This window comes from Xanthomonas vasicola, assembly GCF_000772705.2.
GTDB classification, from domain to species: Bacteria; Pseudomonadota; Gammaproteobacteria; order Xanthomonadales; family Xanthomonadaceae; genus Xanthomonas; species Xanthomonas vasicola.
Map to the genome: position 1 here is coordinate 36,538 of NZ_JSBW02000026.1, position 15,053 is coordinate 51,590.

The window sequence follows — 15,053 nt, forward strand, 5'->3', positions numbered from 1 at the left end:
CTTAACCAATGCTCACTAGGCTCCTTTGGCTACGCTTACTTCTGCGTAGGTTACGAAGCAATGCATCTGTCCAAGCGCGAGGCCAAGCTCAGCAATACAGGAGGTAATCAGCCTGCATCCAGCACCGACAACATGTCCTGCAGATTCTCACGCGTCTGCGGCCGCACGGCACGTGCCAGTTCTTCGCCATCGCGCAGCAGGATGATCGTGGGCCACAACTTGACACCAAAAGAGCGGCCCAGCGGCCGCCCTTTTCCATCTTCGATCTTGCGGTAGTCGATCGCCTCGTATCCGCCCAACAGCTTTTGCAACAGCGGTTGCGCGGCAATGCAGTGGCCGCACCAATCGGTGCCGAATTCCAGTACTTGCAGCCCGGCCTGTCTATCCACCTCGCTGCGTTCCGGTGCCTGGATGGCGTACTCGCGAACGAACCCCATTGTCTCGATACTCCGCGTGATTACGACAGGGCGCGCTGGATGTCTTCCAGCGGCAGGTTGGTCAGATCCTTGGCCAGGTCACCCACCAGACGCTGCTGGGTTTCCTTGTGGAGCAGCGGGCGCACGCGGCCCAGCGTGGTCGGGTCGGCCACCAGCACCAGATGCGTGTACTCGTGTTTCAGCGCGCCATCGTTCAAGGCGTGCGAGAGCTGCTTGGCGAAGGTCATTTCGTCGCGGTCCGCCTCGGTGAGATCCTGCGGCGCCTTCCCTGCCGGGCCATCGTCGTCGACGTTCTGCACGTCGGTACGCGCGTGCTGGCGCAGCACCACCTTGGATTCGTTGCCGGTGTTGGTGAACCAGCGCGCTTCGCCGCCGTCGGCCACGACTACCAAAGCACCCTGAGGAATTTGCAGACTCATCCGATTTCTCCTGATCAATGTTGGCGCCGTAGCTGCAGCGCCAGTCGGCCTCAACCTAGGCGAGAAGATGTAAGCAGCGCGCCTAGCCGATGTCAGCGTGGCGTTAGCGTGGTGCAGCGAACGTCGGCGGCGGCAGACCCAGGTGCTTGCTGAAGAAACGCGCGGCCACCCGCAGCGCCTGCTGGCTCTCCGGCAGCGCGTTGGTGAGGTGAAAGGCATGCCCCAGTCCATCCCACACATGCAGATCCGATTCGCGCCCCAGATCCACCAGGCGCGCATGCGTGTACGCGGCATTGCTCAGCTCGGCCGCACGCGTGGCGGTGAGAAATAGCGTTGGCGGGAACTGCTGCAGCACCGCATCGGAAAACACCGGCGACACCAGCGGATCGTGGAAGTCCACGTTGTCGCCGTAGTACAGGTCTTCCCAGATCGGCAACGCACCGGCCTTGTCCGGCAGCAAGGCATCGTTTACTGCCGCCACCACAGTGCGCGAATCGCCGCGGTAGCGCGCATCGCCTGCGGCGCAGAACAGCCCGGCCGCCGCTGGCATCGGCAACGTTTCCTTGGCAAACCACGCCAGCGATTCGCCGGTGAGCACGCCGCCGGCCGAACAGCCGAACAGGCCGATGCGCTCGGGCGCGTAGGTCTTGAGCGCGGCGCGATACACCGCCGCCACGTCCTCGCTGGCGGCCGGGAAATGGTGCTCGGGCCCCATCCGGTAATCCACCGCCACCACGATCATGCCGGTCATCGCCGCCAGCGGAATGGCTTCCATCAATCCGAACGATGCCGCGCTGCCCATCACGAAGCTGCCGCCATGCAGTTCGATCAACATGCGCTTGGCCTGCTCGGGTGTGCGCGTGCGCGGCTCCACCCGCAGCACCGGCACACCGTTCCAGGTTTCTGGCGTGATCTCCACCGCGTAGCGCGTGCGCAGCTGCGCAATCACGCCCTCGGCCCAGCGCTCGGTATCGGCGCGGATGCTCGGTAATTGCTTGAGCAAGCTGGCGTTATCGGCCTTGTCCAGCGGATTGACGCGGGCCACGTCGGCAGCCACATGCGCACGCGCAGCCGGGCTCAGATACTCCGACACCGGCAGGTCGAAGGCAGGCACATGCCGGATGCCATCGGGGGCGGATGCAGCGGCCGGTGGTGCCGGTTCGGCGGCGGTTGCGTGCATGCTGCACGCGGTACAGGCCAACGTGAGCGCCAGCGTTTTGTTCAACCAATGACGTGTCATGCAATGCCCTCCCAGGCAAGTCGAACCGCCAAGGATAGCGTCAGCGGCCGGCTGGCATCGCGTGCAGACAACGGCGTTGCATGTAACGACGCGATGTAACGCAAATACTGCAACTACGCAGACCGCAGCGTGCAATCGGACCATCGCATCAAGCGTGCGTGAGCGTTCGGGATCGCAGCGGGCATGCGCGTCCAGCGCTAGGCGGACATCGAGATTCCGCAACCACCGGCACCGACCTGCGCCTGCCGACGGGTGGATGCATGCATCAAGTGCATCGTGCGCTCAGCCGGCGGCCGCAGTCGGTGGCAGATGCTGCAAGGCCTGCAACGTGGAGGTGGTCAGTGGCTTCGGCAGTGCGTCCAGCGCGAACCAACCGATATCGGCGATCGCTTCCGGCTCGCGCCGCTCGGCATGCTCGCTGCCCTGGATCGCAGCCACATACACCGGCGCGACCCAATGCTGCTGCGGCGTCAGCTCCGGCTCGAAGTAGCTGACGATGCACAGCACGCCTCGCAACTGCACGTGCAGGCCGGTTTCTTCCAGCACTTCGCGCACTACCGCATGTTCCACCGTTTCCATCCAGTCCACCTTGCCGCCGGGCAGGCCCCAGTGGCCTTGCTCGGGCGCACGCCCGCGCAGCACCAGCAGCAGGTGGCCATCGGCCCGCTGGATGAAGGCGCCACAGCCAACACGTGGACGCAATTCGGAAGACATCGGCATCGGAACGCTCGCAGGCTCTGGCGCATCAGTGTCCCAGATCTGGTCCATCAGCGACCATGCGCATGCGACTTATAGACGGCCAAACGCCAATTCCACAGGCGCTGTCGCAGCTGGAATGAACGCACCCCGCGCGATCCCCACTGCACGCAGTATCCAGCGCCGGCTAACGAATTCCTAAAGTCGGCGCCCGCATAGTCGCGGGCGAAGCCCATTGTGGAGGTCGCTCATGTCCGCGTTCGCCAACCCGCGCCGCGCCGGGATTCTGCCGCAGTATCTGCTCGAACACGTGGCGCAGGCGGCGCCCACGCATGCGCGCCAGTGCGCGGCGCTGTCGCGGCAAATCACTGCGCAGCTCCGGCAGCAGCGCGCGCTCGGCCTGCTAGCGCGCGCCGATGCGCCGGCTGCAGAAGCCGAGGCAAAACAGGCTGCCCAGGCGGTGCAGCGACGCATTTACGATGCCCAGCAAGGCACTGCCCTACCCGGCACTCTGGTGCGCGATGAAGGCGCCGCGGCGACGCAGGACGTGGCCGTGACTGAAGCCTACGACTACCTGGGCGCCACCCACGACTTCTTCCAGACCGTGTACGGACGCAATTCGATCGATGCCAAGGGCATGCCGTTGATCGGGACCGTGCATTACGAGCGCGGCTACGACAACGCCTTCTGGAACAGCGAGCAAATGGTGTTCGGCGATGGCGACGGCGAAGTGTTCAACCGCTTCACCATCGCCATCGATGTGGTCGGTCACGAACTCAGCCACGGCGTGACCGAGCGCACCGCCAACCTGATCTATCAAGGCCAGTCCGGTGCATTGAACGAATCGGTTTCGGACGTGTTCGGCGTACTGATCAAGCAATACACGCTGCACCAGAGCACCGACCAGGCTGACTGGATCATCGGCGCCGGCTTGTTGATGCCTGGCATCAAGGGCGTGGGCCTGCGCTCGATGCAGGCACCTGGCAGCGCGTATGATGATCCCGCCCTGGGCAAAGATCCGCAACCGGCCACCATGGCCGGCTATGTCGACACGCAAGAGGACGATGGCGGCGTGCATTACAACTCCGGCATTCCCAACCACGCGTTCTATCGCGCCGCGGTCGCGATCGGCGGTGCTGCGTGGGAGAAAACCGGGCGCATCTGGTATCGCGCGCTCACAGGCGGCGAACTGGCCGCCGGCGCGGACTTCGCTACGTTCGCTGCGCTGACCGTCAAGGTGGCCAGCGCCGACTACGGCGCCAACAGCAGCGAAACCGCAGCCGTGCAGCAAGCCTGGCGCGATGTGGGTGTGCTCGCATGAGCCCGCAACGGCCACCGGTGGAAACGGGCGTGACCCTGCGCCTGGCACGCGAAGGCGGCGTGGCGGCATTTCCCGCCATGCGCCGCGAGCGCCAGCTGGCGATGGACGCGCTGGACGATGCGCAGCGGCTGCACTTACGCAGTGTGCTGGATCAGTGCATGGCACACGCGCTGCCGACCCCGCAGGCCGCTGGTGGCGACCGCCGCTATTTCAGCATCGTGTGGGACGGTGCCAGCGAGCCGTTGCGCATCCCCGAAGAACATGCCCCGGCCGAAATCGTGCGGCTGTGGAAGCAGGGCACGCTGTAGCGTAGGTCAACCGCCGCAGTGTGGCTTGGAGGGATCGCTCTACAGCGACACGTGTGCCACGTATCGCGTTTACCTTTGACACAAACGTAGACACCGCGCAGTCCGCGGTGTCTGTCGGTAAGCGAATGTGGTCCAACTGCGGATGCCTGCACCCTTTAAGCTGCCTAGATGCTCTAGGGCTGCACAGCTGGTGAGGCATGGTGGGGCCCACCGCGTTAGCGCGACGTGCAGCGCAGCGGTCAGTCTGAAGACACCTCCCTCATCGCTGCACTGCACCAAGCACGCGCGGCGCGGCGCCTAGTCAATTTTCTGGATGCGCTTCCACCAGATGCGCCAGCAGCATCAACGGATTCTGCCAGCCCAAATAACAGGCATGCAGCGGAATCTGCTCGGGAACGCCTTCCTGCGCCACGTGCAGATCGGTACCGCACAGCAGCATATGCAGCTGCACCGTGGTCAGCATGGTGCCGGGCAGCGCTCGCTGACGCACGCCATTGCCGCGCAGGTGAGCGCGGGACTTGAGGAGGCCGCCGCTGACCACACGGTCGAGCTGGCCGACCTGGCGCAGGAAGGCTTCGATCCGCGCTTTACCCAGGCCGACGTCGCGCTGTTTCAGCAGCAACCTGCACCGCCGCCAGATGTAGCGGCTGAACACGCGCGGCTGGATGGCGCCGATGCGCTGCTGCTGGTGTTCCCGATTTACTGGTGCTTGTTTCCTGCACTGCTAAAAGGCCGGATCGATTGGGTGTTTACGCTGGGCTGGGCGTTTGATGAAGGCCCGGATGGCAAGATCGTGAAGAAGCTGCAGCACCTTGATGTGCACATGCTGGCCATTGGTGGTGCGGACGAGTGCACCTATGCGCAGCACGGCTACTTCGGTGCAATGAGACGCAGATCAACCACGGCATCTTCGATTTCTGCGATGCGCAGGTTTGCACCTCGGAGTTGCTGACAGTGCCGGATGCTGGCTTTCCGCAATCTCACTTCGACAAAGCGCGTGCGATTGGTGGGCGGTTTTTTGCCGCAAGAGCATTTGCTGGTAGCGCACCCAGCTGACCCCAAGCTACAGCGCTGCGTCGTTGTGATTGGCAGGTGTGCCCAGCTGCGCGCGTGCCTGCGTGGCTGCGTGCCGATGATGCTCGCGCGTCATGACGTCGCTTGCATGGTGCATGCTCTAGTCCTGACGTGCCACCGCATGACCGTTACTGTTGGCGCATGCAATCTATGCTGCCGCGCGTCCGGGTCGCCCACCACCACACATCACTCAAACGGCCGAGGAGACGGACGCGGGGAGTTGGCAAAGATCTGGTACAGCACTGCCGCACGCTCGTCTGCAACGACGTTCTCGATATTGCTCAAGCCTCTTTGTGCGATCGCGGCCGATGCCTTGTGATCGCCGAGCAGATAGGCAAGCCGCAGATACGCTGCGCTGTCGACCAGATTCTTTTGCGGGGTGTCGCCGATGTAGGCTTCGGACAGCCCGTAATAGGCGTAGATATTTCCGCTGGCTGCGGCCTTCCTCAGTATCGCCACGCCACTGTAGAAGCGACCGCTGAGCGCGGTCGTGGTGCCGTAGAGCACTGTGGCGGCCTGGTTGCCCGCTTGCGATTCGGCCTGCAACTGCGCCAGATCCATCTTGCTCAAGCGTGCGTGCTCGGCCGGCGATGGGTAGCCGTGGGCAATCAGCCAGTGCGCTTCTGCCGGCGAGCTGGCCAGCAACGGGCCGCCAGCGATGCAGGCAACTGTGCCGGGCTGGCAGAGATACGGTGTGGTGTCGGCATGGGTGGGCGCTGCGCGCGTCACCGCGGGCTGCGGCACGTTGCCTGGTGCAGCGCTGGCGCTGACGGTGCGTGCGTGGGCTGCGGGTGTGATGGCTGCAGCTAAGTGCGCAGGCGGCGACGCATGTGTGCAGCTGCTGCCTGCCACGGCAGTGAGTGCGGTCAGCGCGATGCTGGCGAATTTCATAGGGCTGTCCTGTTGGCGTGCGGGATGTGCCGGGTTGCACATCGCCGCAGCTGCGTTGCTCCTTGGAGCCTGCACCTTGCGTGGCAGCGATGATGCGGTCAAGACCGCCGCAATGGGCTGCGTGTTTGGCAGCAGCGCCGTGTTTGCGTAGTCGGCGGGGGCCGCGCGGCTGCGGCCGCCGTGGCAGCTTAGACCAGTGCTACGCCAAGCATGCCCCGCTGGTGCGATGGCGGCTGCAGCTGACGCATCGCCAGCATGCTTGCCCGTCTCCCCCGTTCGGGTCATCGGGGGGTGACCCGTCCCGGTGTTCTGGATTGGCAGCAAAGGGGCCAGCATGAGGACACCGCAGCCATCGCAACACGCCATGGCCAGTGCTCCCGTTTTTGAGAGATCGCGTCGATGACATGGTCCGACTGCTCCACGCAACGCATAGCACCGGCTGGTTGTGTGCTTTCCCCGCCCTGCGGTCGTGCACGGCTGTTTGCGCGGCGGCGGCTGCCTGGTGCAGGCCTGCACGGCGCCGCCGCTGGCGTGGCGTGCCTGGACGCCAGGAGCCCGTCATGAAGCCCTATCTGCTCTCGCTCGCCGCCGGCCTGCTGGTCGGCGTGATCTACAGCCTGCTCAACGTGCGCTCGCCGGCACCGCCGATCGTTGCGTTGGTCGGCCTGCTCGGCATCCTGATCGGCGAACAGCTGCCGCCGCTGGCACGCCAGCTGCTGACACGCAGCCACACCGAAACGTCATGGCTCCAGCAGCAGGTCACGCCGCATATGTTTGGGCATCTGCCCAAGGCACAGCGCCCACCGACGCAGGCTGATGGCGCTGCGCTACCGCAAGACGCGCGGCACGACGGCTGATCGCGTTGCGTGCATGCATGGCGATGGCGCACATGCGATCTGCTGTGCAACGCGCAAGTTGGCGCGCCATCGCTGCACAGACATCCATTCCCAATGTTGGAGCGCGTCGCTGTCAGCGACCGCCACAGCAGCACCAGCACGTTGACGCAACAGCGCGCCGCATGCGCGCGGCTGCGCCCTAAGCACTCCACTTTCCAAGGAACTTCCATGCGCCTGATGCTCTCCCTGAGCCTGTCTGCTGCCCTGTTGCTGCCGGCATGCGTGCAGGCGGCGCCGCCGGTGTCGGTGGGCCCGCAATACGACACCACCCATGTGTACGTCGCACCCGACGATGTCGATGCGTTCGCGCGTAGCTTTGCAGCCACCTTTGAAGGGCAAAGCACCCGTCAGGTGATTGCCACCGTGACGCCAACGCCGAGCAGCACCAGCTCGCAGCTGGTGCAAACCAAGGCCGGCACGGTGTCGTTGTTCGGCTTCCGAACGCCGATCCCCTACCCGTTCGGGTTGGAACGCACCGGGTACCTGGTAACCGACATGGACCAGGCCATCGCCGCAGCGCGCGCTGCCGGGGCGGAAGTGCTGGTGGAACCGTTCAAGGATCCGATCGGCCGCGACGCGGTGATTGCCTGGCCGGGCGGCGTCACCATGCAGCTGTATTGGCATGACACCGCACCGCACTACGCGCCGCTGGCCACCATTCCGGAAAATCGCGTGTACGTCTCGCGCGACCGTGCCGATGCCTTTACCGCTGCATGGCTGGCGTTCTCGCACGGCAAGGTGGTTAGCGATGACCGCAAGGCCGACGCTGTGCTGATCGGCCGGCCGGGCAATACCTATCGCAGCATCCTCATCCGCTCCGGCTTCGGCGATGTGCACGTGCTGGTGACCGATGGCCACCTGCCGTACCCCTACGGCCGCGAGCTCACCGGCTACGCGGTGCAGGATCTGGAAGCGACGCTTGCGCGGGCCACCGCATCGGGGGCGAAGGTACTGGTGCCTGCGGTGGCGGGTGCGCACCGCCGCTCGGCGATGGTGAGGTTCCCCGGCGGCTATATCGCCGAGCTGCATGCCGATACCCCGCTCTGATCGACATGACAGCACGCCTGGCGTTGCCGCTGATCGCGCTGGTCTACGCGCACACCGCAGCCTACGCGCAAGCGCTGGTGCCTGCCGGCGACACTGCAGCCGCGCGCCCCAAGATCGCATCCAATCGCTGGCAGGAAGATTGGTCGCCGCTGGCCGATCCTGCGCTGCGCACACAGCCGTTCGATCGTTTCAAGTTTGTGGCGCTCGGCGATGCGGCTTACGCATCGTTCGGCATCAACCTGCGCGAACGCTTTGAAAGTAATCATGCGCCGGCGCTGGGGATTGGCCGTGCGCGCGACAGCTCTCTGCTGCAGCGCCTGCAGGCGCATGTTGACCTGCGCGTTGGAGAGCACTGGCAGCTGTTCACCCAAGTGGAAGACGCGCGTGCTTTCGACAAACGCCAGCAGGGGCCGGCCGATGCCAATCGCGCAGATCTGCGCATGGCGTTCCTCGCCCACACCACGCCGTTGGGCAACGGCGCATTGAAGTGGCGCGTGGGCCGGCAGGAGTTTGCATTCGACCTGCAGCGCTTTGTCTCGCTGCGCGATGGGCCCAATGTGCGTCAGGCGTTCGATGCGGCGTGGGTCGACTACGAAACCGGCCCATGGCGCGTGATCGCTTTCGTCAGTCAGCCCGTGCAGTACGCCAACGCGCGCAACTTCGACGATGTGTCCAACCGCCATCTTCGCTTCGACACCTTGCGCATCGAGCGCCACGTATTGGGCACCAACGAGCTATCGCTGTATTACGCGCGATATCGACAGGACGCCGCCAGTTTTCTGGATGCATCCGGCGATGAACGTCGCCACATCCTGGATGCGCGCTTTGCGGGTGCGCATCGGCAGATGGATTGGGATGTGGAGGCCATGGGGCAGCGTGGACGCGTCGGCAGCAGCCGTGCGCGTGCCTGGGCCATGGGCATCAAGACCGGCTATACCTTGCAGACCATCGCATTGACTCCGCGTCTGGGCCTGCAGGTGGATACCGCGTCCGGCGACCGTCATCCCGGCGACGGCCGCGTGGAGACCTTCAACCCGCTGTTCCCGAATGGGGCGTATATCAACTTGGCCGGCTACACGGGCTACGCCAACCTGCTGCTGGTCAAACCGATGCTCACCGTGCAACCGACCGCAACACTCAGCGTCACTGCGGCGTTGGGGCTGTTGTGGCGCCAGCGCACCGCCGATGCGGTGTACGTGCAACCGGACATTCCGCTGGGTGGAACGGCGGGCACCGGCACACGCTGGACCGGCCATTACCTGCAGCTGCGTGGCGACTGGAAGCTCAACGCGCATCTGCAGACCGCGTTGGAAGTAGTGCAGTACCAGGCCGGCGACAGTGTGCGTGCGGCGGGCGGTCACGACAGCCATTACGTTGGCTGCGAAATGAAGTTCATGTGGTAGCTCGCCGCCGCAGCGCGCGGCGGCGTTGCCGTGCCTGGCGAGCGATTGGCGAGCGCCTCCTTGTGCGCAAGAACTGACGGAGCAGGCGCTGGAACTGAGCAAGATGCTGGCAAGTGACTTCGGCTACCTGCGTTCGCCTACCCATTCCATCGGTGGCACACCTGCTTGGTTGGCAGTGCGCGTCAGCAGGCCAGAACTACGCGCTGTGGCGTAGATCGGCGCCAAGGATCACGCGCGGCCGGTCTCGGCGCCACGGATGCATGCCGCGTCACGCAACAGCGAGAGCACTTGTGGCTGGCGCGATGGATCGCGCCGGCGCCCTACATTTCACCCAATGGCCGCAGGCACAGCCAGATGGCATACCAATGCGACAGCGCGCCGCCCAGTACATGGGCGTGCCAGATGGCGCGGTTGTAGACCAGGGATTTGCGCACATAGAACGCCACGCCCACGGTGTAGAACGCGCCGCCGGCGACGATGAGCCAGAGCACCGCGCTGTCCAGCCCGGCGATCATCTGGTTGACCACCAAGCTGCCCGCCCAGCCCAGCAGTAGATAAATCGCCACCCAGAAGCCCTTGGCGATGCCGGGCAGGCACAACTTGGCAAACACGCCGAACAAGGCCACGCACCAAACGCTGAGGATCATCACCCAGCGCCAGGTGCCATCGAGCGCGACCAGGAAAAACGGCGTGTAGGAGCCGGCGATCATGACGAAGATACCGGCGTGGTCAAACTTGCGCAGCATCGGTTGGCGCTGCGGCGGGGCGAAGTTGTAGGCCGCCGAGCAGGCGAACATCACCAGCAGGCCCAGCGCATAGATGCAGGTGGCCAGCAGCATGGTCTGGCTGGCGTGCGCGCGCCACACCATCCAGGCGCCCCCGACGATGGCCAGGAACAGGCCGGCGGCATGCACCGCAATATCGGCACGGCGGGCGGAGACAGACTTGTAATGCGGATCAGTGACGTTGGCGGACACGGGCACGGCGTTTCTTCGATGTGGGGGATCCCACAGCGTGCAAGGCAGCCGTGACGCTGTGGGGGGCACAGGATACCCGGCTTGCTGAATCCGCTCAGTGAGGCAGGCTGTGCGCGGCGGCGCCGGTCTCATACCCTGAGACATCCTTTTCGTTTGATCTCCCTCTTTGGGAGCCTTTGCCGTATGCCTCCGTTTGCCCTCGCTCCCCGCACCGAAACCGCCGAACGCGCGCTGGCCACCACCGACGGCCGGCCCACCCGCGATGGGGCGCTGCTCACCGAGCGCCTGGAACGGCGCTACCACGACCGCATCACCGGCAGCTTCACCATCCCCGGGCGCGACGGCCGCTACGCACCGATCCCCGACGATGTGCCCAGTGCATTGGCCGATGCACTGCACGCACGCGGCATCAGCCAGCTCTACAGCCATCAGGCCGACGCCTGGGCGGCCACCCAACGCGGCGAGCATGTGGCGATCGTGACGCCCACCGCGTCAGGCAAATCGCTGTGCTACACGCTGCCGGTGGTAAGTGCGGCGATGACCAGCGGTGCCAAGGCGCTGTACCTGTTTCCGACCAAGGCGCTGGCGCAGGATCAGGTGGCCGAGCTGCTGGAGTTGAATCGCGCCGGCGAGCTGGGCGTCAAGGCCTTCACCTTCGATGGCGACACGCCCGGCGATGCGCGCCAGGCGATCCGCCTGCATGGCGACATCGTGGTGAGCAACCCGGACATGCTGCATCAGGCGATCCTGCCGCATCACACCAAGTGGGCGCAGTTCTTCGAGAACCTGCGCTATGTGGTGATCGACGAGATCCACACCTATCGCGGCGTGTTCGGCAGCCACGTCACCAATGTGCTGCGCCGGCTCAAGCGCATCTGCGCGTTTTACGGCGCCAACCCGCAGTTCATTCTGTGCTCGGCCACCATCGGCAACCCGCATGCGCACGCGCAGGCCTTGATCGAAGAACAGGTGCATGCCATCACCGAATCCGGCGCACCCACCGGCGACAAGCACGTGCTGTTGTGGAACCCGCCGGTGGTCAATGCAGATCTGGGCTTGCGTGCGTCGGCGCGTTCGCAAAGCAACCGCATTGCGCGCATCGCCATCAAGAGCGGCTTGAAGACGCTGGTGTTCGCGCAGACGCGTTTGATGGTGGAAGTGCTGACCAAATACTTGAAGGACATCTTCGACCACGACCCGCGCAAGCCGCCACGCATCCGCGCGTACCGCGGCGGTTATCTGCCCACCGAGCGGCGCGAGGTGGAGCGTGCGATGCGTGCGGGCACGATCGACGGCATCATTTCCACCTCCGCGCTGGAGCTGGGCGTGGATATCGGCGCGCTGGACGTGGTGATCCTCAACGGTTACCCCGGCAGCGTGGCGGCCACGTGGCAACGCTTCGGCCGCGCCGGGCGCCGTCAGCAACCGGCGCTAGGCGTGCTGGTTGCCAGTTCGCAACCGTTGGACCAATACGTAGTGCGGCACCCGGATTTCTTCGCCGATGCCTCGCCCGAACATGCGCGCACCGCGCCGGATCAGCCGCTGATTTTGTTCGATCACATTCGTTGCGCTGCGTTCGAATTGCCGTTCATTGCCAGCGAACCGTTCGGGCCGATCGACCCGCTGGTATTTCTGGAAGCCTTGGCCGAAAGCGAAGTGATCCATCAGGAAGGCGACCGCTGGGAATGGATCGCCGACAGCTACCCGGCCAACGCGGTGAGCCTGCGCTCGGTGGCCGATGGCAACTTCGTGGTGGTGGACAAGAGCGACGGCAAACAGCAGATCATCGCCGAGGTGGATTATTCGGCCGCTGCGCTGACCTTGTACGAAGGCGCCATCCATATGGTGCAGAGCACGCCGTACCAGGTGGAGCGGCTGGACTGGGAAGGCCGCAAGGCCTACGTGACGCGCACGCATGTGGACTACTACACCGACAGCATCGACTACACCAAGTTGAAGGTGCTGGACCGCTTCGATGGCGGCGTGGCCGGGCGCGGCGACTCGCATCATGGTGAAGTGCATGTGGTGCGACGCGTCTCCGGCTACAAGAAGATTCGTTACTACACGCATGAAAACATCGGCTACGGGCCGGTGAATCTGCCGGATCAGGAATTGCACACCACCGCAGTGTGGTGGCAGTTACCGCAGGCCACCCTGGGCAAGGCGTTCGCGTCTAAGCGGGATGCGTTGGATGGTTTCCTGGGCGCTGCGTATGCGCTGCATGTGGTGGCCACGGTGGCGGTGATGGCCGACGCGCGCGATCTGCAAAAGGCCGTGGGCAATGGCGACGGCGCGTGGTTTGCGGTGGCCGACCAGACCGGGCGCGGGCAGTTGCGCGGCGTGGAAGAAGGCGATGCCGCTACCGTGGAATTGCAGCAGGCTTTTGTGCCCACGGTGTATCTGTACGACAATTTCCCCGGCGGCGTGGGCTTGAGCGAACCGCTATGGCTGCGCCAGGCCGAGTTGCTGCAGCGCGCCGACGAGTTGGTACGGCGGTGCGATTGCAGCGCCGGTTGCCCTGCCTGCGTGGGTCCGGTGCTGGCCGCGCACGAAGAAGGCAAAGGCGAGTCGCCCAAGTCGCTGGCATTGACAGTATTGGCATTGTTGTTCGATGCGGATGCACCGCTGCGGCATGCCACGCAGGTGGATGAGGACCTGGCGCTGGACGTGCTTGCATGAGTGTGAGTGCGGACCGGCTGCGCTTGCTGCGACGTCAGGCCGGGCATGCGGATGCGCCTGTGCCGGTGATGGCTGATGGTGGCGATGTACCGCAGGGTCCGGCGGCGGTAGATGCGAAGGACGTGGGTGCCGCGCTTATGGATGAGGTGCCGCAGCCAGCGTCCGGCGCAGCCGCGCAGGGCACGTTGCCTGCGCCCGACAATGCTCCGCGTGTCAGCGCGGAACGCCTGCAGTTGCTGCGCCGTCAGGTCGGCGGGCTCACGCCTGCAGCGCGCAAGGACGATGCGGTGATGCCGACGCGTGCGCAGCGGGCAACAAGCCCCAGCGCCGCGTCATCTGGTTCACGCGCTCCTTCGCTAGATAGCGCGGCTGCACGTCACGGCGCCGTTTCCGGTCGCTCTAACGACGCGCGTGCGCAGACCGGCGCGCCCACACGCACGCGCCGCGCCTTGCAGTCGCCCACCTCGGCGCTGCATGCGCGCGATGCATCGGTATTTGCGTGGGTGGAGCACGATGTGCAGCACACATCGGCGGTGCGGTCGGATGTCGGTGTCGGTGTCGGTGTCGGTGTCGGTGTCGGTGTCGGTGTCGGTGTCGGTGAAAGCGTCAGTGTGGATGCCACTAGCGCAAGTCCTTGGCGAACATCGGCAGCATCGATGTCGGGGTTACCACAGACACAACGACGTACCGATATCGCCGGCCTGCGCAAGATGATCGGCCTGCGCGCGCGCGCGGTGTCGGCGCACACGCCAGTCCGTGCGCCATCCACCGATCGGCATCTCCCTGGCAACGAAATCGCACCCGGCCTGCATCTGATCGAAGCGTTCCTTCCGCGGGCGATTCCATCCGAGGCGCTCTCGCTGGCTTTCGCCAAACGCGACGATGCCGTCGACCCGATGAACCTGCTGTTTTTCGATACCGAAACCACCGGCCTGGCCGGCGGTACCGGTACCCGCGCCTTCATGATCGGCGTGGCCGACTGGTATGTCGATGCCGTGCAAGGCAGCGGCCTGCGCGTGCGTCAATTGATGATGTCCACGATGGCGGCCGAAGGCACGATGCTCGATCTGTTCCGCACCTGGCTGTCGCCGCGCACCGTGCTGTCCAGCTACAACGGCCGCTGCTACGACGCGCCGCTGCTGAAGACACGCTACCGCCTGGCACGCCGTGGCGACCCGATTTCTGCACTGGACCATGTGGATCTGCTGTTCCCTACCCGCCGGCGCTATCGCGGCATCTGGGAGAACTGCAAGCTGGCCACCATCGAACGGCAACTGCTGCGCGTGGTGCGCGAAGACGACCTGCCCGGCTCCGAAGCGCCAGCCGCATGGTTGAGTTACCTGCGCGGCGGCAGCGCGCGCAACCTGCGCCGCGTGGCCGAGCACAATCACCAGGATGTAGTGACGCTCTCGCTGCTGATGCAGCGCCTGGTGGCAGTGGAAGCAGAGGAGCGCAATGCGCTGACGTTGGCGTGCACGCCTTGATGGGGTCGTGCGACTGAGATGCATGGTGGGTGCGGGGCAGGACGTTGGTTTGACTGACTTCACTACAGGACGCACCGCGCACGCTGCGTGCAATGGACCACCGCCCGCCCGGTCATTGGCTGCGGCATGTTGAGCCACGTGGCGCGTTTTACCGATGCTGGATGCTGCGGAGGGAAACATG

Annotated in this window: 13 protein-coding genes and 3 pseudogenes; 9 read left to right on the forward strand and 7 right to left on the reverse strand. The window is 65.0% G+C overall.

The features are described from left to right. Positions 1 to 107: 107 nt before the first annotated feature. The 4 genes from NX05_RS05340 to NX05_RS05355 all read right to left on the reverse strand — a co-directional run bounded on the left by NX05_RS05340 (position 108) and on the right by NX05_RS05355 (position 2,864). On the reverse strand, positions 108 to 437 hold the full coding sequence (locus tag NX05_RS05340) for a thioredoxin family protein (RefSeq protein ID WP_039437014.1): 330 nt from the start codon (positions 435 to 437) through the stop codon (positions 108 to 110). 20 nt (positions 438 to 457) lie between these two features. Beyond that, positions 458 to 856 (reverse strand): host attachment family protein, encoded by a 399-nt coding sequence (locus NX05_RS05345; protein ID WP_010364644.1) that lies wholly within the window; start codon positions 854 to 856, stop codon positions 458 to 460. 103 nt (positions 857 to 959) lie between these two features. Further along, positions 960 to 2,096 (reverse strand): alpha/beta hydrolase, encoded by a 1,137-nt coding sequence (locus NX05_RS05350; RefSeq protein WP_039437011.1) that lies wholly within the window; start codon positions 2,094 to 2,096, stop codon positions 960 to 962. A 282-nt stretch (positions 2,097 to 2,378) separates the two neighbouring features. Beyond that, the gene (locus NX05_RS05355) at positions 2,379 to 2,864 is read right to left on the reverse strand and encodes an NUDIX domain-containing protein (RefSeq protein WP_039437008.1); all 486 of its coding nucleotides are present in this window, start codon (positions 2,862 to 2,864) and stop codon (positions 2,379 to 2,381) included. 178 nt (positions 2,865 to 3,042) lie between these two features. Between NX05_RS05355 and NX05_RS05360 the strand changes: the two genes are divergently transcribed. Continuing rightward, positions 3,043 to 4,113: a M4 family metallopeptidase gene (locus NX05_RS05360; protein ID WP_039437006.1), complete on the forward strand. Its 1,071-nt coding sequence runs from the start codon at positions 3,043 to 3,045 to the stop codon at positions 4,111 to 4,113. Beyond that, a complete protein-coding gene (locus tag NX05_RS05365; protein WP_010364649.1) occupies positions 4,110 to 4,421 on the forward strand; it encodes a protealysin inhibitor emfourin in 312 nt (103 codons plus the stop codon). The genes NX05_RS05360 and NX05_RS05365 overlap by 4 nt, the downstream gene beginning before the upstream one ends. 301 nt (positions 4,422 to 4,722) lie before the next feature. Here the strand turns inward: NX05_RS05365 and NX05_RS24150 are convergent. Beyond that, positions 4,723 to 4,899, reverse strand: a pseudogene (locus NX05_RS24150) (SRPBCC family protein); the annotation flags it as partial. Between NX05_RS24150 and NX05_RS05370 the strand changes: the two are divergent. Further along, positions 4,861 to 5,477: pseudogene (locus NX05_RS05370) on the forward strand (NAD(P)H-dependent oxidoreductase). The pseudogenes NX05_RS24150 and NX05_RS05370 overlap by 39 nt on opposite strands. A gap of 204 nt (positions 5,478 to 5,681) precedes the next feature. Here the strand turns inward: NX05_RS05370 and NX05_RS05375 are convergent. Next, a complete protein-coding gene (locus NX05_RS05375) occupies positions 5,682 to 6,386 on the reverse strand; it encodes a hypothetical protein (protein WP_039437003.1) in 705 nt (234 codons plus the stop codon). A 560-nt stretch (positions 6,387 to 6,946) separates the two neighbouring features. Here NX05_RS05375 and NX05_RS05380 point away from each other — a divergent pair. The 4 genes and pseudogenes from NX05_RS05380 to NX05_RS25340 all read left to right on the forward strand — a co-directional run. Continuing rightward, entirely contained in the window at positions 6,947 to 7,243 is a 297-nt protein-coding gene (locus tag NX05_RS05380) for a XapX domain-containing protein (protein ID WP_010375385.1), read from the forward strand. A 93-nt stretch (positions 7,244 to 7,336) separates the two neighbouring features. Next, positions 7,337 to 8,329, forward strand: a complete 993-nt coding sequence (locus tag NX05_RS05385; protein ID WP_080764476.1) for a VOC family protein — start codon at positions 7,337 to 7,339, stop codon at positions 8,327 to 8,329. Positions 8,330 to 8,334: 5 nt separating this feature from the next. After that, positions 8,335 to 9,732 (forward strand): alginate export family protein, encoded by a 1,398-nt coding sequence (locus tag NX05_RS05390; RefSeq protein WP_039437000.1) that lies wholly within the window; start codon positions 8,335 to 8,337, stop codon positions 9,730 to 9,732. A 34-nt stretch (positions 9,733 to 9,766) separates the two neighbouring features. After that, positions 9,767 to 9,868 (forward strand): annotated as a pseudogene (locus NX05_RS25340) (ATP-grasp fold amidoligase family protein); the annotation flags it as partial. Between the two features lie 184 nt (positions 9,869 to 10,052). Here the strand turns inward: NX05_RS25340 and trhA are convergent. Then, entirely contained in the window at positions 10,053 to 10,715 is a 663-nt protein-coding gene (trhA, locus tag NX05_RS05395) for a PAQR family membrane homeostasis protein TrhA (RefSeq protein WP_017113985.1), read from the reverse strand. 177 nt (positions 10,716 to 10,892) lie between these two features. Between trhA and NX05_RS05400 the strand changes: the two genes are divergently transcribed. Together NX05_RS05400 and NX05_RS05405 are read left to right on the forward strand one after the other, a co-directional pair. Then, positions 10,893 to 13,388 (forward strand): DEAD/DEAH box helicase, encoded by a 2,496-nt coding sequence (locus tag NX05_RS05400; protein WP_039436997.1) that lies wholly within the window; start codon positions 10,893 to 10,895, stop codon positions 13,386 to 13,388. After that, entirely contained in the window at positions 13,385 to 14,872 is a 1,488-nt protein-coding gene (locus NX05_RS05405) for a ribonuclease H-like domain-containing protein (protein WP_053012837.1), read from the forward strand. Before NX05_RS05400 ends, NX05_RS05405 begins: the two co-directional genes overlap by 4 nt. The last annotated feature ends 181 nt before the right edge of the window (positions 14,873 to 15,053 follow it).